At 68.0% G+C, this 18,249-nt stretch carries 16 protein-coding genes; 3 read left to right on the top strand and 13 right to left on the bottom strand.

Features of this window, described 5'->3' with window-relative positions:
* Positions 1 to 38 precede the first annotated feature (38 nt).
* The gene (locus VF632_RS25565; protein WP_331025781.1) at positions 39 to 281 is read right to left on the bottom strand and encodes a hypothetical protein; all 243 of its coding nucleotides are present in this window, start codon (positions 279 to 281) and stop codon (positions 39 to 41) included.
* Positions 282 to 480: 199 nt separating this feature from the next.
* Here VF632_RS25565 and VF632_RS25560 point away from each other — a divergent pair, with 199 nt between their 5' ends.
* A complete protein-coding gene (locus VF632_RS25560) occupies positions 481 to 651 on the top strand; it encodes a hypothetical protein (protein ID WP_331025780.1) in 171 nt (56 codons plus the stop codon).
* Positions 652 to 712: 61 nt separating this feature from the next.
* On the opposite strand, the gene VF632_RS25555 is transcribed toward VF632_RS25560, so the two are convergent.
* The 3 genes from VF632_RS25555 to VF632_RS28325 all read right to left on the bottom strand — a co-directional run bounded on the left by VF632_RS25555 (position 713) and on the right by VF632_RS28325 (position 4,390).
* Positions 713 to 1,150 (bottom strand): hypothetical protein, encoded by a 438-nt coding sequence (locus VF632_RS25555; protein ID WP_331025779.1) that lies wholly within the window; start codon positions 1,148 to 1,150, stop codon positions 713 to 715.
* A 40-nt stretch (positions 1,151 to 1,190) separates the two neighbouring features.
* Positions 1,191 to 2,276, bottom strand: a complete 1,086-nt coding sequence (locus VF632_RS25550) for a PQQ-binding-like beta-propeller repeat protein (RefSeq protein WP_331025778.1) — start codon at positions 2,274 to 2,276, stop codon at positions 1,191 to 1,193.
* 89 nt (positions 2,277 to 2,365) lie between these two features.
* The gene (locus VF632_RS28325) at positions 2,366 to 4,390 is read right to left on the bottom strand and encodes an esterase/lipase family protein (protein ID WP_331025777.1); all 2,025 of its coding nucleotides are present in this window, start codon (positions 4,388 to 4,390) and stop codon (positions 2,366 to 2,368) included.
* 266 nt (positions 4,391 to 4,656) lie between these two features.
* Between VF632_RS28325 and VF632_RS25540 the strand changes: the two genes are divergently transcribed.
* Positions 4,657 to 4,911 (top strand): hypothetical protein, encoded by a 255-nt coding sequence (locus VF632_RS25540; protein ID WP_331025776.1) that lies wholly within the window; start codon positions 4,657 to 4,659, stop codon positions 4,909 to 4,911.
* Between the two features lie 74 nt (positions 4,912 to 4,985).
* Here VF632_RS25540 and VF632_RS25535 read toward each other — a convergent pair whose 3' ends face one another.
* The 3 genes from VF632_RS25535 to VF632_RS25525 form a co-directional block, all read right to left on the bottom strand.
* Entirely contained in the window at positions 4,986 to 6,044 is a 1,059-nt protein-coding gene (locus VF632_RS25535; RefSeq protein ID WP_331025775.1) for an AAA family ATPase, read from the bottom strand.
* The gene (gene pnuC / locus VF632_RS25530; RefSeq protein ID WP_331025774.1) at positions 6,041 to 6,742 is read right to left on the bottom strand and encodes a nicotinamide riboside transporter PnuC; all 702 of its coding nucleotides are present in this window, start codon (positions 6,740 to 6,742) and stop codon (positions 6,041 to 6,043) included. Before pnuC ends, VF632_RS25535 begins: the two co-directional genes overlap by 4 nt.
* 221 nt (positions 6,743 to 6,963) lie before the next feature.
* Positions 6,964 to 7,695, bottom strand: a complete 732-nt coding sequence (locus tag VF632_RS25525) for an energy transducer TonB (protein WP_331025773.1) — start codon at positions 7,693 to 7,695, stop codon at positions 6,964 to 6,966.
* A gap of 200 nt (positions 7,696 to 7,895) precedes the next feature.
* On the opposite strand from VF632_RS25525, the gene VF632_RS25520 reads away from it, so the two are divergent.
* On the top strand, positions 7,896 to 9,362 hold the full coding sequence (locus VF632_RS25520) for a hypothetical protein (protein WP_331025772.1): 1,467 nt from the start codon (positions 7,896 to 7,898) through the stop codon (positions 9,360 to 9,362).
* Between the two features lie 11 nt (positions 9,363 to 9,373).
* Here VF632_RS25520 and VF632_RS25515 read toward each other — a convergent pair whose 3' ends face one another.
* The 6 genes from VF632_RS25515 to VF632_RS25490 all read right to left on the bottom strand — a co-directional run bounded on the left by VF632_RS25515 (position 9,374) and on the right by VF632_RS25490 (position 18,097).
* Entirely contained in the window at positions 9,374 to 10,597 is a 1,224-nt protein-coding gene (locus VF632_RS25515) for an ATP-binding protein (RefSeq protein WP_331025771.1), read from the bottom strand.
* A gap of 186 nt (positions 10,598 to 10,783) precedes the next feature.
* Complete coding sequence (locus VF632_RS25510; RefSeq protein ID WP_331025770.1) at positions 10,784 to 12,277, bottom strand: S8 family peptidase; 1,494 nt, start codon at positions 12,275 to 12,277, stop codon at positions 10,784 to 10,786.
* Positions 12,278 to 13,175: 898 nt separating this feature from the next.
* A complete protein-coding gene (locus VF632_RS25505) occupies positions 13,176 to 14,267 on the bottom strand; it encodes a hypothetical protein (protein ID WP_331025769.1) in 1,092 nt (363 codons plus the stop codon).
* Positions 14,268 to 14,353: 86 nt separating this feature from the next.
* Positions 14,354 to 15,166 carry a hypothetical protein gene (locus VF632_RS25500; RefSeq protein WP_331025768.1) on the bottom strand — a complete coding sequence of 271 codons (813 nt, stop codon included), beginning with the start codon at positions 15,164 to 15,166 and terminating at the stop codon, positions 14,354 to 14,356.
* Between the two features lie 75 nt (positions 15,167 to 15,241).
* The gene (locus tag VF632_RS25495; RefSeq protein WP_331025767.1) at positions 15,242 to 15,532 is read right to left on the bottom strand and encodes a hypothetical protein; all 291 of its coding nucleotides are present in this window, start codon (positions 15,530 to 15,532) and stop codon (positions 15,242 to 15,244) included.
* 144 nt (positions 15,533 to 15,676) lie between these two features.
* A complete protein-coding gene (locus tag VF632_RS25490) occupies positions 15,677 to 18,097 on the bottom strand; it encodes a ribonuclease H-like domain-containing protein (protein WP_331025766.1) in 2,421 nt (806 codons plus the stop codon).
* Positions 18,098 to 18,249: the final 152 nt, after the last annotated feature.

Raw genomic sequence — 18,249 nt, 5'->3', positions numbered from 1 at the left:
GTTGACCGGGACGAAATTACGGGAAGCCGCGCGCAGTCTCAACCTTCTGGTCTGATTGGCACGTTTTCGAGGGCGCGCGTGAGGTCAGTCAATTCACGGCACCTCTCACGCGCCAAATGCGCGAGCACCGGCGGCCAATCGGGCGGCGGTGAGCGGTAGGCAGAACTGGACTGGTCCAGACGCGCGCGGGCAATCGAACTGATCGACACGCCAGCGGCTTCGGCGATCTCGTCGGCCGTGATGCGGCGGGTCAGGATGTCGGTGGCTTTCTTGAAATCCATCGTTGGTTCTGGATAGAGCGCTCTTGACAAAGCCCCACGCTGGACATATTATTATATCCAGCAGGGCGAAAAGCAAGGCTGGCCGACTCTCCCATCAAGAAGTCTCGACCAGCCTCGTTCACGAACCGACCCGAAGGCCGCCTCGCTCGCCAAAGGTGCCCTGCCGCGGCCCAAGGGTCAAGAGACACGGAGCCGACCCATGCCTCGCAAGCCGAAGCCGCCCTTCCCTCCCCCGCCGCCGCCGCCCGGCGTGTGGACGATCAAGAAGCGGGACCGCAACTGGATGGTGATCGCCCCGGACGGCGCCTTGGTGTGCATCACGCTCTACAAGAAGGGCGCGCAGGAGGTGGTGCGGCGGCTGGCCGCGTGAGCAGCGAGGCCCCCGGCGCGCAGGACGGCGCCGGGGTCTCGTCGTGTAACTACCGAGTCGCTTACCGGATCCAAATCGCTCCGAACGTGGCGCCGGGGATTGCGAGCAGCGCACACATTCCTCCGCTCCAAGCCAAACGCTGCGAAATTTCGGGGGTCTCCGTATCGTAGTACACCACCGCACCCACCGCGCATCCAATCCCCGCGCCGATCAGCGCACCACGCCCTGAAAAAAGCGGCGCGCGAGTTCCAAAGGTACGCCCCAACGCAGCTTGTGCTGAATCTGCTCTGTCCTGCTCCCGACCAACTACAACAGACGTGTCACCCCGGGTCAGGAGGGCAGGCGTCGCAACCACGAGCCGCGCGTCGACAGGGGGAAACAAAGCGCGATCCGAGGCGCTGTCCTGTGCAGCAACCTCCGAGGCGCTGGCAACGATTGCCACGAGCGCGAGCAAAACCTTGTAAACGGGGACCCTTCGCAACTGCATCGTCGATCTCATCACGACTCCTAGGTTCGGCTCCGTTGCGCTGGCGATCTCGTCAGTCGCAGCGGTACGCGTATACTGCACGGTCGCTCACGGCAAAGGCACGATTCCCTTCCACAGCGAAATCAGAGAAAATCTCCGGAACTCCAATTCGCGATTGTACCCGCCCGGAGGTGCGGTCCAGAATGGCCAGGCTCATGAAATTCGCAAACAGGAGCTTGCCGCACAAAACGAAGCTGAGGTGCCCCCCTGAGTTTTCCGTCTTCCACCGCAGAGCGCCCGTGGCGACGTCCAAGGCGTAGACGTAGGCATCCATCGAAGCGTGATACGCCGTGTTCCCAACGGGGACGGGACTGGCCAGTGAGCCAAACCGGTCTGCCGGTCCAATGCGGCGCCACACCTCGATCCCGGTCGTACGGTCCACCGCAAAGACGGCTCCGCTCAGGTGGTCGCTTGCAAGCAGAAGCGAGCCGGCGACGCTGACCCCCGCGGCCACCGTCCGCCAATCGGTTCCGTCACCGTTGCGGAAACTCCACACCCGCTTCCCCGTCGCGCGGTCCAGGCCGATGATCCACCCCGTCGAGATGTAGCCGTTCTCCGCGTTGTACTGCCGCGCGCTGACGAACACGGTGTCACCCGACACGGTAACGCCGGTGACGATCCCCCGGTGCTCCCAATCAGGGCCGATGTCAACCATCCACCGCAGCGAGCCCGTGACCTGATCGAGCGCGAATACCTGGTGAGCGTCGGTGCCCACATAGAACGTGGCATCGTCAACCGCCGCGCGGCCCAGGCCGGCGGACGCGTGGCCGCTGCTGGAAAGGGGGAACTTCCACAGTTCGCGGCCAGACTCCGAATCCAATGCGACCGCAGCTCCTCCCGCTCCGAACACGCGGCCGTTCCGGACCAACAGGTTCTTGGGCCGGGACCGCACACCTGGCGTGGGATTGGTCCACACCCGTGTCCCCGTCTCGGCGTCGAACGCAGTGATGCCGTCTACGTAGACGTACACGCGCTGGCCGTCGGTCGCCGGTGTGCCGTCCGTACTCCGAGGAGGCGCCGTAAACTCGATGCGCCACAACGGCCGATTTCGATCGCGCCCGTCGAGCAGCGGATTGCACGATACCCCGAGCACCGTCATCGCGACAATAAGCGTAGCGCGAGATCGGACTCGCTCCCGCCGGGGTTTGGTACAGAGCACCGGTCCGAGTCCGTTGGAGGAGGTCTGAGTCACCGTACCGGCACCCCCATCACATCGGACAGGACGGCACGCAATGCCTTCTGCGTCTCATAGCTCTGCGTTTCGCCCGTATGCGAAGGAGCCCCATCCCGCATCGGATAGTTCCGGCGAGCATTGGGGTAAACCTGGGACGAACCAGGGACGATGCCGTCGCTCTTTCCGAAGCCGGAAACCAATCCGTTCCACATCAAGTCGAAAGCGATGAGCGCCGCCGTGGTAGTAGCACATTGTGCCGCTTTGTCAGCCCGCCCTACGAACCAGCTCACGACGGCGCAGGCCGTAGTGGCACCCGTGGTCCAGTACGCGGCTTTCACGCCCTTGCGCCCTTGATCCGGACCCTTCAGATCGAACCCAAGTCGCCACTCAATGAAAATCCGGCTCGGGTAGCTCTGGATGCCGGCGTTCGGGAACGCCTCGTACGGCGCGTTTAGCTGTTGTTGGAATTCACTCCCTGGCTTGAGGTCGATGTACGCTGGGACCGCCGCGTCCGCGCCGCGTTTCCCAAGTTCCACCGACGAGCCAATCAGGAACGCTCCCGCGCTGCAACGCACCCCTGTCGGACTGCCGCAGCCGGCGTACGCGGCGGCTGCGGGAATGCTTAGAACCGCCGTAATGATTGCTTTGTTCGTCCTGACAATCGGCGCACCCTGATGGGGTGTCCCAAGCGTCACGACTCCGTTTACCAGTTCCGGATTGTGCTGCGCGACGTAGCGCGAGATAAGCCCTCCCTGACTGTGCCCGACCAGGAGCAGACTACCGCGACCGTACTGACGGATGGAGTCGGCAAGCGCTCCGGCCTGGTTCGCCAGCCGCTCGTTGGAGTCGAGGTTGGGTCGAAACCTACAGCCAAGGATCAGGATCTGAGACATCCGCTCCGGGAAATCGCCCCACGTACTCCGCTTACTCATGATGCCGTGTTGGAACAGGACGTTCCGCCCGTTCGGGGCAGCCCCGATACAGTAGTCCGGCACTGTAGTCCCACCACCAGTGGGTGGCGGCGGCGGTTCTTCCGTCGGACACGGATTCCCATAGTCGTCGATCAAACAGCTATCGAAGTTCAGGCGGGGCGTGGCGGAGGGCTGTAGAAGACCCTCGGCAATCCTGGCGCGGCGGACACTTCGCTCCGCGTCCTTTCCTCTGTTTTCGTGCCAACGGACGTTGCGAACCCTCGTTGTCTGCCGGCTCTCAAACCTGGCCTTCTCGGTTTGCACCTCGCTGGAAACCTCGATTTCCTCCAGAATCCACTTTTCCCCGTTGCGCCTGAAGGTACGCGCAACCTTGTTTCTGTGGGTGGCCTGGGTTGCGGGGGCGTTCGCCGTCCGGATCTGCTGGACACTGGTCGTAGCGACTTCCAAGCGCCTGCGGTCGCGTCCGAGGGGAATCACCAGGGTTTTTGGCGCGGGTGCGTCCGAGCCGCTCATGGAGTACGCCGCCGTTCCATTTACCGGGTCGTGATCCATCACCACCCCTCCGGTGACCTGTGCCCCGTCGAGTGGGCCCACCTCGGCCAACGCAGGTTCGGTCGCATCGACCTCCGCTCCTTGTGTCGCCTGGCCTGCGTTGTCGTACACGATTACGTCGCTTCCGACTACTTGGATCCGACTGGTTTCATCCACCGGAGTATCGGCCGGATCGTCAGATGCAACCTGACGATACTCGTTGTATCGAAGCGTTCCATTGTAATCGTAGCCCGCTTCCGCGTGGAGCGGTTGTACGGGCGTACTCACCGCCATCGTCGACGTGTACTGCTCCGTGCGTGCGTCGTAGATCGGCTGATCGCTGTACACCGTCGACGATTGGTCGCGGTAGGCGTCGTAGGTAACCCAAGTGTCTTGTGAATTGATGGCGCCATCAACCGGCATCACTGCCCCGAGCGGAACGGACCCCGGCCCGACGCGCGCAGGTGGGCCAACCGGCGTGTCGTCGCCCCCACAGCCCCCGAGCACAAGGGCCGCCGAGAACGTAACGCAGCAGCGCCGAACCAGACTGGCCGACGGCGTAATCAAGAGATCCATTGTCACAACGCAGGGGAAGAATGGCGGGATTCCCACAGACTGCGGGAATCGCTCCGGCGCGGGAGATAAGTCGCTCGGAAGCCTTCCACGAGCATGCGCCATCACAGACAGTCTCGCCTGAAAAACATCTGACGTCAAGTGCGCGGTGAGAAATGGACTTATTACGAGGTCGCAGGCAGACGGGAACCGCGCGCCGCGCGCGGAGGTATGGAACGCAGCAGCCGGTGCCGCCCCGGCCTCCCTCCCCGTTCCCAAGGTTCGCGACCGTGAAGATTCACCCCGAGTGGCTGATCCAGCGTGTGGAGAACGCCCCCATCGCCGCGCACCGCAACCTGGCACCCATGGCGGCGCTGCGCATCAAGATGGCGTGGGAAAAGCTGAAGCGCGACGCGGGCGACGGCGACGAGATGTGGGCGTTCCAAAACCCGTCCAACACCTGGAAGAAGCTGGGCAAGCACAGCGGCTACGCCATCGTGCGCGGCGGGAAGATCGTGCAGAGCGTGGTCGTCCTGAGCGAATGACGCGGCGGATCGGCAGATGACGAACGAGGCCCGGCGAGCGCATCGCCGGGCCTTTTCGCATCTCCAACGCGCCTTCAGGGATCGAACGGCTTCGCGAGCAGCGCGTCGATGGCGGCGCTGGCATCGGCCAGGCGCGCATCCAGCGATCCGCGCAGGTGGACGAATGGAACCGCGAGCGCGTCGAGCTGATGAAGGAAGCGCGCGTGCATCGCGTCGCGGACGGACTCGCCGTCGCGCCATCCATCCTGCACGAACGGAAAGTCGGGGTAGGCCAGCAGGTACAGGTGCACGCGGTCGCGTCGGCCGATCTCGTCCACCGCCGCGTCGCGGTGGCCCATGTAGCGCTCGTGCCAGGTGCCCGTGGCGAACGCGTTCGTATCGCACAGCAGCACCCGGTTGGCCGCGCGCGCAAGTTCGTCCTCGCGGCGCTGCTGTTCCGCCGCGATGTGCCGGAACTCGTCGCTCGTCCACGCCAGCGCCGCTGCACGCGCGGCCAGCTCCGCCTCAGTCTCCACGGACGCGAGCCCGCCCGCCGCCGGCTCCGGAGACGGGCCGTCCGCCGGAGCGCCCTCCACCAGCTTCGCTTGCCAGTACTCGCGGCCGAACTCCTCCACCCACACGGTCTGGTACCGCGCCGCGAGCATCCGCGCGAGCGTCGTCTTGCCGGTGGATTCCGCACCGATCAGCACCACGCGCCGCACGAAGTACGCGCGGACGCATGGCTCCAGCCACTGCAGGTGCTCCAGCGGCGCCGCCCGGATGGCGGTGCCCGAGACGGGGAACGCCACGCGGTCCTGGTCCACCATCACGTGCCGGCAGCCGAGGAAGCCGGCGAAGCGCGGGCCGTAGCCCTCGCTGCTGAACACCACGTCCGGCGTGCGCCCCAGGTGCCCGACTGTGAAGCGCGCCCATTCCTCCACGTCGTCGCCCAGCTCGTCCGCCACCAGGTGGATCTCGCAGTCGGGATGGATCTCCTGCAGCCACGCCATTCGCAGCGCGCCGGAGATCGCCTGCGATGGATGATGCGGGACCATCACCACCAGCCGGTCGCAGCCGCGGCGAGCCGTCTCGACCAGGTGCTTGTGGCCCCGGTGCGGTGGATAGAACTTGCCGACGACCAACCCCAGCGTCACGCCGGCACCCCGTGCAGGGCGCCACCGGCCGGAGCAACCGGATCGCCGTCCTGGCTGCGCCACGTCGCGCGCCAGTGCAGCAGTCCCATGGTAGCCATCACCAGGAAGACGGCATACAGGGCCGCCGTAAGGTACAGCTCCTTGTACGCATAGAGCGGGACGTAGATGATGTCGACCACGATCCACGCGTACCAGTTTTCCACCTGCTTGCGGTTCAGCATCCACTGGGCGCAGAGCGAAATGCTCGTCGTCAGCGCGTCGAAGAACGATGCGCTCCCGCCCACGTGCCGCAGCGTGACCCACAGAACCATCGTCAGCGCGACACCGGCCGCCGCCACCGCAATCCCCTCGCGCGGGCGAACGCGGGAGATGCGCAGGGGCGTCTTGTGCTCACCGCCGTGCAGCCACAGGTACCAGCCGACGATCCCGAGCACGAAGTAGACGACCTGCAGCCCGGAGTCGGCGTACAGCTTCGCCCCGAAGAAGACGACGCAGAAGAGAGACGCGTTGACGAGGGTGAGGGGAAAATTCCAGACGCTCTCGCGCACGGCCATCCACACGCACACCGCGCCCGTCACCACGCTCGCCGCCTCCAGGTGCGACGACACCCCGAGCCGCACGCCAGCCACCGCCAGGACGCTGACCGCGACCGTAAGCGTCGCCAGAACGGCCGTCTGACCGATGGGGGATGATTTCATGCCGCGCGGTTGCTCTGGGAGGAATGGCTGGCGCGACAGGAATCGCACGAGCCCTGATGCTGCCGCCCTCCGCCGGGACTGTCAAGCTCGGCGGATCGGCTGGATACGCGGTGCGGCGGAAGAAAAGTGCCCCGGGGCCACGGCGGCTCCGGGGCGTTCTGCGATGGATGCGGATGGTCAGCGGCGGGACCACGCCAGCGTCCCCCCCGCGGCGGCGCGGGTCAGGGGTCCCAGTGCAGTGGAAGCACCACCCAGACCGCGACAGGCCGGCCGTCGAGCGCGGCTGGACGGAACCGCAGGACGCGGACGACCTGAAGGCTGGCCGCATTGAACTCCGGATCTGTGGATGACACGATGTCCGCCTGGGTCGGCCTCCCCTCGGGGCTCACCCGCATGCGAACGACGACACGCCCGGCCCGCATGGCGGCCCTGGCTCCCGGCGGAAACTCACGGTTCATCGCCTCCTGAAGAACGCGTTGGTTGAGGACGACGGGCTGCCGCTCGACGATGTCCATCTCGTAGGCAGGGGCGGTGTCCTTCGCTGCTGGGGCCGGCGTGGGCACCTGCCACTGGATGGGGAGATCCACCCGTACGTGGACCGGCCGGCCGTCGATCTCCGCGGGCGCAAAGCGCAGGATGGAGAGCGCCGCCAGCGCAGGCGCATGGAGCGCGCTGTCGGTGCTGGTGATGATGCTGAACTCCCTCGCCGTGCCATTCGCGTCCACGATGAAGCGCACGTGCACCGACGGAACCACGCCGGCATCCGGGGTGCCGCCCGGATACGAGGCAGCCAGCGCGGCGGCGAACTCGTCCACGTTCAGAGGCCGCGGCAGAGCGGTCACCGACTGCGCCTCGTAGACGGTGTCAGCGGGCACCGGCGGCGTGGCCTGCCCGTACGCGGGCAGTGATGCGAAACTCAGCAGGGCGCCGAAGATGGGGACCTTGATGTTCATCGTGAGTGCTTGGGAAAAACGGGAGCAGGGACCGACCCTGATGATCGAAGATATCACGCGCCGCTCGTTCCATACAGCCATGGTGCGGCCTGATAGGTAGACGGGCAGGATCGCACCGCTCGCAAGCGGACTTTCTTGCTGGCCGGTGCGCGGGAGAGTACGATGGGGAGCCCGCGATGGACTCATCCACCTCTGCACCCTTGACCTCCGATTCGCCGGTGCCTGACGACGATTTGACCATCTTTCCCGTCGAGAGAGGCGCGGACGACCAATCCCGCATCGGCAAGCTGACCGGCGCGCTCACTCGGCGGCTGGCGGAAGAGGCTGAGCGCGCGGCCAACGTCGGGCGCGGCGTCGCGAGCGGGATCGGCCAGCGGGCACAGCGGGTGTGGGTTCCCGAAGATCCGGACGTGATCCTCGCCTCCCCCGCGTTCTCGCCGTTTCCGCCGAGCGGCCCGGCGGTGGAGATGCTGAGCATCGCGTGGCAGGCGGATGCGCTGCTCGGGCTGTCCGCGCTCGGCGTAACCGTGTGCGAGCGCGAGATCATCACCGTCACCCGGTCTGTGTTCCACGACGGCCTGCGTCACCAGGAACTCAGCCGGCGGCTGTTCGGCGCCGACTACGACGCAATCCACCGCTGGATGGACACCGTTCCGGGCAGCGGCATCCGGGGCGGCGGCATCGGGCACCGGCTGCAGCGCGGGCACGACCTGGCGGCCGTGCAGCACTTGTACGACCAGCACGGGCTTCCGGGCGTGCTGGTGTGGATGCAGCACGTGGGGCAGGACCTGGCCACGCCTACGGGAATCCCCATCCCCATCGGCGGCCCGAGCCTGAGCGCGTGGCTGGTGGAGACGGGCCGTGCCAGTTCGGGCAAGGCGGCGCTGATGCTGTCGTTCAACGCGGCGGAGCTCGCGGCGACGGTGCTCGGCGGCGCGTTCGCGCTGCGCCTGGCGAACCTGGCTGCGGAGGTCCGGCGCAAGTGGCAGGTCGCCCGCCGGTGTGCCGCCGCGAACGAGGCATGGGCGCGCGGCGACCTGGACGCGGTGGTGGCGCACTACAGCGAAGCCCGGGCGCTCTCCAACGACGACCCCACGATCCTCATGGCGCTGGGCTGGGCGTACGCGCAGATGGGCCGGCCGGTCGCGGAATCGTTCCTGGCGTTCCGGGCCGCGGCGATGGGGCTGGCGAAAGAAGACCGGGTGGCGGTGGTGGATGGGGCGACGCTCAGCCTGCGCGGCCTGGCCTACATGCTAACCCTCTCGCAGTCCGTGCAGGTGCTGGAGGAAACCGACCTGCGAGGTGCGTGGCGCTCCGAGTTGGACAGGATGCTGCGCGGCGCGATCAGCGCGTTCGAGCAGACGGCGCTCACACTCGCGGACGGACCGAGCGTGCGCGTCCTCGAACGGGAGATGCCGCTTTACCGCGAGCGGCCGCTATCCGCCGCAGCCAACTACTACCTCGGCGCGCGGCTCGCGCTCTCCGCCCCGTTCCTCGCCTCGTCCGCCGAGGCGCCCCGCCTCGCGACGCGTGCGCTGCAGATGCAGGCCCGGGCCGCGCGTGTCCATCCACAAGCTGCCGCGCAAGTCGAGTCCTCCGCCACCCGCTGGCGAACGGAGCTGAGCGGAATCAGGATCGGCTCACCGGTCCTGGCGGGTCCCGTATAGCGGACCGGGTCTCAAGGAGCAGGTTGCGGGGCCGCCCTCACGGCGACGGTTACGTGGGACGACTGGACATCCAGCTCCAGCGGCGGATTTCCGTTCTCCGCGAGTGCACGCCGCGCGATCGCCAGCCCGAAGCCGAAACGCTGCACGAACCCGAACACCCGCATCGCCTCGGCGAGGTTGGGATTGCGGTAGTCCGCGACGCCCGGCTGGCCGAAGTTCTCGATGCTCACGATCCCGAACGGTCCTCCGGGATTGCTGATCTCGATGCGATCGTCGTACCAGTAGACGCGCACCGGGGCGTGCGTCGCCTCGTACGTGCGGTGCATCACGGCGTTCCGGACGAGCTGCTGCAGCGCACTGATGGGATACAGCGAGCGACGCTCCTCCCGCGGGCCCGCCGTGATGTTGACCGCCGTGCGGTTGTGCGATTCCAACTTGTCGTCGATGCGCCGGATCACCTCGCTGATCGCGCCATCCACCGCCAGTTCGTCCGTTACCGGATCACCCAGGCTCTGCCCCCCGATCCGCAAGAACTGGATGTATGCGCCCGGAATGAAATCGCGCGTCGACTTTCCGAGGGTGAGAATTCCAAGCACGGTTGGGACGGCCGTATCCGCCCCGTCCACCATCTTGGTGACCGCGAGCCGCTGCTCCAAGGTGCGATCGTTCGCCTCCAGCACGTCGGGCGCAAACGCCGCGGGCAGGTAGTCGTTCTCGAAGCGCACGCGGTCCAGGTCGGCCAGCGTGGCAGACCGGAGCGGGTGGATGTCGAACGGGCTATCCCCCGCCTTGCGCTTCTCCGTAAGTATACGCTCATCCTGCGCGCTGGCGATGCCTCGGCGTGGACCGATGCGGATGTGCACCCGCCCCCGGAATCGTACCGGCGGAGAATCCGACGGCTCCACGATGATAACGGCCATCTCGCCGCCTCGAAGCGCGCGCTTCGCCACCGTCATGCTGGGCGGCGGTACGATGTTGCCGTCCGTCTTTATGTCCGCCAGCCGAAGCAGCAGTTCATCCGTGATCTGCAGGCCGCTCGCCTCCCCCGTGCGGTCGCGCGCGCCGACGAACACGACGCCGGCCTTACGGTGGCCGGGAAGATCGTTCGCGAACGCGCACACAGCTTCGCGCACCTTGGTGGGTACGTCGCCGGAAAACGATTCCTTTCTCTCCGCGCGGTCCGATTCGAGGTCGGCGAGCATCGCTTCGAGTTCGGCGTCCGTATAGTTCGTCATTCGGCGTGGCGGCGGGAATCACACAAGCATGTCCGAGTCACGGCCCCACAGAATAGCGGGTGGGCCGGAACCTGTCACCTGACCGGCGGTCCCTGCGATCACCCGGACCAGCAATGCGCCCGCCGGGATGGCTCCCGGCGGGCGCTGCGTTTCACTCCCGTCCTGGCTGAAACTCTCCCGCCATCCTCAGCAGGAGCGCGAGGTGGAGAAGTAGACGCTCGTCCCGTTGCTGTCCGTGACCGTGCCGTACGCCGTCAGGTACCCGCTGCTGTAATAGCCGCCGCTGGAGTTGACGTTGCACGGCACCAGGGCCTTGCTGACCCCGCCCTGGTCGTAGTACTCGGACCCGCTGTGCCACGAGAAGCTGTAGCCGGTGCCGCTGCCGCCCGACGCCGTGGCGGTGCAGTCTACCCGGTTGTAGTAGTCGCGCCCGCCGGGGCACGAGACCGATGCGGTCAGCGGCGTGGGCGGCGGCGTGGTCGTGCCGACCAGCGAGTTCAGCAGGCGGTTGGGCGACCCCGTGCCGATGCCGCTGAGCTTGTTGACGAAGGCCGCGTTGATGATGGCCGACGCCACGGTGGCCGGCGACGCGGTGGTGTTGTTCTGCAGGTACAGCGCGGCAACGCCCGCCACGTGCGGCGAGGCCATCGAGGTGCCGTCGATGGTGTTGACGGCCGTGCTGCTGGTGTGCCAGGCCGAGGTGATGGCCGAGCCCGGCGCGAAGAGGTCCAGGCAGGTGCCGATGTTGGAGTAGTCGGCGCGGGCATCGGTTGAGGTCGTGGCACCCACTGTGAGCGCCGTGCTCACCCGGGCCGGGGTCTTCTGGCAGGCGTCGTATCCGTAGTCGTTCCCCGCGGCGATCGCGTACGTCACCCCCGCCGCGATGGAGTTGGCCACGGCCTGGTCCGCCGAGGTGTTGATGCCGCCGCTGAGCGACATGTTGGCCACCGCCGGCTTCACGTGGTTCTGCGTCACCCAGTCCACACCCGCGATGACCCCGCTCCATGCCCCGGAGCCGCCGCAGTCCAGCACGCGCACCGAGATGACGCTGGCGCCCTTGGCCACGCCGTAGGTGCTTCCCGCGGCCGTGCCGGCCACGTGAGTGCCGTGGCCGTTGCAATCCGAGGCGTTGCCGCCGAACGCATCGTACCCCCCGGACGCGCGCCCCCCGAACTCTGCGTGGTCGAACCGGACGCCCGTGTCGATGACGTAGATGCGCACCCCCGAGCCCGTGTAGTTGTAGGTGTAGGTACCGTTCAGCGGCAGGTTTTCCTGGTCGATGCGGTCCAGCCCCCAGGGCGCGTTCGACTGCGTGGCGCTCGCTCGCGCGACTCCGTCCTGCTCCACGTACGCGACCCGCGGATTGCGCCTCACGGCTTCGACTGCCGCGGGCGGCAGCGTGGCCGCGAAGCCGCGCAGGGCACTCTGGTACGTGTAGTGGAGCGTTCCGCCGTGCGCCCCCACCAGCTGTCTGGCCAGCCCCGGCGCATCGGGCGTGCCGTCGTTGAAGACCACGATGTACCGGTCGCGAATGCCCTGCCCCGGCGCCGCGGCGAGCAGCGGTGCCTCGTCTTGGACGCTCGCCGCCTGGGGCGCCGTGGTGGTCGGCGCATCGCTGCAGCCCGCCAGGGCGCCTGCCAGGATCACGGCGGGGAGCGAACGGTGGATCGGGAGCCTCATGCCTTCCTCCTGCGTGTAGATGGAAAAGAAACCGACTACGACTTGATTTTTAACGGCGTATATGGATAGCAGCAAGAGCAACGACGTACTCTTTCGCGGGCGAGTTTCCGCTCGATGGGATGCAGGACGCACTCACCCTCGCGAGCGAAGCGCACGCGGCGGCGGAGCGTCTGGCTACCGCGTCGCCACACACGGAAGCGCCCGCCGAAATGGCTCCCGGCGGGCGCTTCGCTTTCCGTGTTCCGTGCGCGGCTACAGGTTCGTGCCGGCGTTCCGAACCCGCCCGAGCCGACGGTGCATACTGGAGCGGATTCGTGTCACTAGTTGAAGGGACAGAACACCAGTGCGGACCCAGATGCCGATCCCCCGTTGCTATCCGTCACGGTTGCGAGGACCTCGAGCACCAGGCCGGGTACGCAGTACGGGGTCGCGTCAGCAACACTCCAATTCCCACCCTCCCCCAGTTCTTCCGCACCGCTCCACTCCCAATCGACGTACGATCCACTGCCTCCCTGGGCCAACGCATTGCATCGCACGCCGCTGCATGAGACGTTCACCCGGAGGTAAGACGAGGTTGAAGTTGATTGGGCCGTAGTGCTCGCGGGCACATGCGTGAAGCCCGCGGCGACTGCCGCGAGTGCCAGCACGGGGAGGGTCCGTAGAATCGGGAATCTCATGCCTGCCTTCCTTTCGAATGCGGGTACCGGTAAAGCGCTTGGTCTGAATATTAAATGTCTGATACCGAATCGACAACTCCACCATGCTGGCTCGCGCGTTTGAGCCTGAACGGACGGGCGTGAGGGCGCTCAATGACGGAACAAAGCGCCCGCCGGGAGCCATCCCGGCGGGCGCTGCCTACAATTACCTTCCGTGGCGGCTACAGGTTCGTGCCGGCCGTTCAGAACCCGCCGGTGCCGCCGGCGGTCCCGCCGCCGGTGCCCGTGCTCCCGGTCGAGCCGTATCCACCGGTGCCGGTCGTGCCCGTGCCGGTGGTTCCGCCGCCCGAGCGCGAGGTGCCGCGCTCATAGCCGCGGCGCGCGAAGTCACGCAGCGAGTCGTAGCTCGCCGCGCGCGAGCCGCTGAAGCCGCTGCGCAGGTGCGGCTCCACGTCGTCGAAGCTGCGCCCGGCGTACTCCGGGTTACGAGCCGCGGCGTAGCCCACCACGTACACGGTGCGCGCCCGGTCGTACGGCACGCCCGTGGTCCGCACCGGGTGCGACTCGTAGTACGTGCGGCACTCCTGCTCCTCCTCCTCGTTGATGTCGCGGAGGCTCTCGTACAGCTTGCGGCCGGCCCACCAGCCGCCTGCCGCCAGCGCGATGCCGCCCACGATCATCTTCCAGTCGTACGCGTGGGCCGCAAAGCCGCGGATGCGCTCGTAGCGGCCTTCCTTGTCCTCGCCGTAGTCGCGGCGGATGTCCACCTCGACCTCGTTGAAGTCGCGGCCCGAGTACGTGGGGTTGGCCGCGGCGCGGTGGCCCAGCTCGTACCCGGTGCGCGCCTCGTCGTACGTGGACGGACCCGTGGCGGGCGTGGCCGGTACCGTGGCGTAGTGCCGCTGGTACGTCGTTTCGGCCGTCCCGAAGTCGTCTTCCGTGCCACCAAAGCTCGCGGTGCCGGACGCGCCGCCCAGGTCACCCGACGATCCCAGGCTGCCCGTCGAACCACCAAGCCCGCCGGTCGATCCCGCCCCGGTCGAGCCGCCGAGGCCGCCGGTCGAACCACCCAGGCCGCCGCCCGTGGACCCACCGAGCCCACCGCCGGTCGAGCCGGCCCCAGTCGAGCCGCCCAGTCCGCCAGTCGACCCCGCGCCGGTCGAGCCGCCCAGTCCGCCGGTCGATCCTGCTCCGGTCGAACCGCCCAGTCCGCTGCCCGTCGAGCCACCGAGGCCGCCGCCCGTGCTTCCGCCCGTCGACGCGCTCAGGTCCCGGGAGGTGCCGGAAGTGCCGCTGTTGTCGCCGAAGCCACCATCGTTGCGATCTTGATCCATACGTCCGTCTCCTTGCTAGGCGTTGACCAGAGCGCCGGAGGGAACGCATTGCCTATGCCACCTCGACCCGGGGCGAGTGCCGCCAGCTACTGGAGCCGCTCGGAGACGGCGGCTTCGACCGCGGCGAGAGTCGCGTCGTCAACGGGGATCGGGTAGACATACTCGATTTGGCGGGGCAGCCACCGCGTGCGATCGCGGTGCTCCTGCCATTCTTCGGTAAACGTATTCAGGAGGGGTACGTTGAGGACGTGTCCGGCCCATGCGGCAGGCAACTGCCTCAGCCACGCGGCCGTGCCATCCGCTGGGCGAATGAGGCCGCCCTTTGGTTCGAACGCCTCCGGAGGCATGTCTGGCCCGATGAAGTACCGCAGGTCGATGACGGGAACCACGGTTTGCAGGCGGCGCGACCGGCTGTACTCGTGACGGGTGAGCACGATCCCGAAAGCGTAGCCGAACTCATCCTGCATCGCTTCCGTCAAGCGAACCAGAAATCCGCGGATACTCTCGCGGTCCGTACCGGGACCTGTGCCCTGGCCCATTCCCAATGCGGTGTACAGGTAAGTGCGAACCGCTGCCCGATAGCGGGACAAGTTGTCCGACGCAGTCGAGAAGTTACTGGAATCTTCGACGAGAATCGAGGAAACCTCGATGTAACTCGCGTCCTGCCCGGGCAGCCGCAAGTTCTTCGGATTGGGCACCGTGAATTGCGTCGCGCCATACGCCACCTCTGTCGACTTGGTCGTCATCAGGGCCAGCGTCGCGGCGTCTCCAGGAACCACGCGGTTCAGCAGGTAGAACGGTCGCCAGGGTTTGCTGTCGGGGACGTTCCGCCTCCACCTGGGCACGTCGAAGACGTACCCGGTTGGCCACGCCTCGCCCGGGAGTGCAATTTTCAGCATTTGGGGATAGACGTGGATGTGCAAAGGGCCGGAATCCAGTGATCCCAGCCCTCGAAGAAAGGTGGCGTGGCGCGTTCAGTATTGGCGCTGGCGACTCAGGAGCGCGCGGCTGGCCCGGCTCGCGTTTTTCTGCGCCTCGAAGAAGGCCTCCATGTCCTCACCAACAGGGGCAAGCGGCCGCTCCCCTGGATGGTCCGGTCCCCGTCCGGAACGCCGGGTAATCCTCGCGTAGGCCCGCTTGAGCACGCGCGAGGCGCCTCCCAGGACTTTCTTGCCGTGGCCGGCCGGTGCGGGGCCACCCTCGACGACTCGCCTGGAGGTGAACCGCTTCACGCGCTTCTGCGGCACGGCCTCGACGTTCGTCACGTCCCACCTGCTAGGGCGCGTCTCCGGACCTGTAGTTTTGGCCATCGCGACCTCCTTTCTGCTCGCGAAACGTACAAGCTGGACTCGCGCGGGTCAAGCTTGAAATCCCGCCCAGCCGCCGGTCACCTCGTCCTCCGGTTTTGATCACCCGCGTTCAACCGGCGCCGCGAGGGTCTGCAGTACCGGGCGCATGCCCGCGGTGGATGGCGCAAAAAGGGACAGCTGGTCCGCATCCGCGAAGACGGCGGCGAAGTCGGCGGGGGTGAGCGCGCGGGCCAGGCGCGCGGCAAAAGTGGTGCGGAGGACGCGCGCGTAGTGCGCCACGTCGTAGTCGCGCGGGTCGGCGCTGGAGGCGGGGTCCTCGTCCGCCGAGGGGACGACCGACGCGCCGCCGCCCTGGGTGCGATACACCCGCACCCGCTCCCCGACGCGCCACACAGTGCGCCCGCTGGCCAGCAGCGCCTCGTACGCCAGCTCGCGGCGGGCCTCGCGCGTTTCGGCGTAGCGCGCGGGCGACTTGGTCAGCCGCACGCGAGACGACACGTCGAAGGTGGGCAGCTCGCGGCGGCGGAGCGCGCCGACCGTGGCGAGATAGGTGTCGCGCACCCCGCCCACGTCGCCCGCGAACAGCTTCATCAGCGCGGCTCGCAGGAACGCCTCGCCGTAGGGCTCCGCGCGGCTGCTGCGGAAGGCGACGCCGCGCAGCGTCAGCGTCCCGTCGTATCCCAGCAGCGCGTAGTTCTTGGGCTCGTGCGAAAGCATCGCCGCGTAGCGCCCGTCGAACTCCAGCTGCACCAGCGACGGCAGCAGCGTGGCGACCTCGGCCACCACCCGCCGCTCGTCGGCCTCGGTCCACCCCTCGGGGACCGCGAAGTAGACGCCGTCGGTGTCGGCTTCCAGCAGGGTCACCCCGCGCGTGGCCAGCTCGCGGCACATCATCCCCAGCATCTCGCGGCCCCGGCGCGTCACCTCGTTGGCGGCGTGCACGTCGGCGAAGCGCGTCAGCTCGCCGCCCGCCGCCAGGTAGCCGTACGCGGAGTTCACCAGCAGCTTCATCGCGGCGGACATGGCCTCGTGCGTGTGGCGCTCGGCCGAGCCAGGGGGCGCCGCCCGGCCACGGGCCTTGGCGGCCAGCCGCTGCTCCACCAGCCGGTCCACCAGGGCCAGAAGCGCGCCCACCGAGTCGCGCGCCGGCCCGATGCGGTAGGCGCGCATCAGCGACGGGTACAGGCTGGCGACGTCGGCCTTGACCACGCGGTGCGCCACGCCGGTGGCGAACAGGTGAAGCGCCGCGCCGCTGTGGGGCGTGCCGTCCCCCGCCTGGTGCGCGGGGAGCGCGGCGCCGGCGCGCAGGTAGGCCCGCACCAGCAGCGGGTCGATGACCCCGGTCGCCGGCCCCGCGTCCGCGAGCCGCTCGTACCGCCGCGGGGCCATGCGCGCCAGGGCGAACGCGGCGCCGCCCAGCATGTGCGCCAGGCCGGCCACCTCTTCGACGTCGTCCGTGGCGTAGCGGCGGATGCGCTCGGGGTCCGTGCGGTAGACGGTGTAGATCTGGCTTCCCGGCACGTACTCGCGGTCCGGCGCGGCGATCCCCAAGTGCTTGGCGACGGCCTTCAGCCCGTGCCCCGGCAGGTCGCGCGACGCGAAGTCGTAGCGGATCACCGCGTCCAGCGTGTCGATCAGCTCGCGCCCCGGCGCCAGGAAGCGGACACGCCGCGAAGCATCGCGCGAATCCACCGTCCCGCGCCGCGCCGCCCGCTCACGAAGCCCGAATCCGCCCAGCCGCCCCAGGTCGATCCGCACGCCCAGCCGGCGCGCGCGGGTGGCGAGAAAGGGAAGGTCGAAGCCGTGCAGGTTGTGGTTCTCGATGACGTCGGGATCGGCCTCGCGCACCGTCTCCACCAACTGGCGGATCAGCTCCGCCTCCGCCGCGTCGCCCTCGCCGCGCGCCTCCAGCACCTGCGTGGAGCCGTCCGGGAAACGGACGGCGATCATGAAGACGCGGTTGCGCGACGGGTCGAGCCCCGTCGTTTCCAGGTCGAACTGCAGGCGGTGGAGCTGGTGGAAGGCGAGGTCGCGGAAGTACGTCCGCCCGGTGGCCACCAGGTACTGCTCCTCGGGCGGCAGGGCGAGCACGGAGGCGCCGCCCAGCTCGCGCAGGTGCCCCACCTGCCGGCCCAGGCGCCGCGACGCGCCGTGCAGCACGGCCTGGGCGAGTGCCCTGCCCTCCTCGGCGGAAACCAGGAAGCGCAGCGTTCCGGGCCCCTCCAGCTCGCGGAACCAGACGCGGGCCTCAGGCGTCCCTTCAGGGGCGAGGGAGGAGCCGAGATGGCGCAGGTCGTCCAGACGGTCGAGCAGGAGCCACGGGCGATACCGCTCGTCCTCGCGGATCAGCGCGCCCGTGTCCGGAAGGCGGCGCCAGATGATCGCCCGGCCGTTCGGCTCCGCCCACACGCTGACGATCCCCGGCGTGGGATCCCACCCCCACAGCCACTCGTCTTCACGCGTGGCCTGGGCGCTGGCCGCCGATGCGGAGTCCGCGAGTTGGTCAGGCGCGGGGTTCATCGTGCACGGGCGAGGAGGATGGCTGGGGGGGCGAACCGCCCGCGTCGAGAGATGCGGACAATCGGCTTGCCGCGAACGCGGGATGGAAGTTAAGTAGCAACGGGCCCACGAGTCAGCCCCGGCACGCCGCGGAACGCGGGTCCACACGAGCC

It is taken from the genome of Longimicrobium sp., from assembly GCF_036388275.1.
Classification (GTDB): Bacteria; Gemmatimonadota; Gemmatimonadetes; order Longimicrobiales; family Longimicrobiaceae; genus Longimicrobium.
Note: the sequence above shows the minus strand (reverse complement) of the source record. Positions and strands in the feature narration are given on the sequence as shown.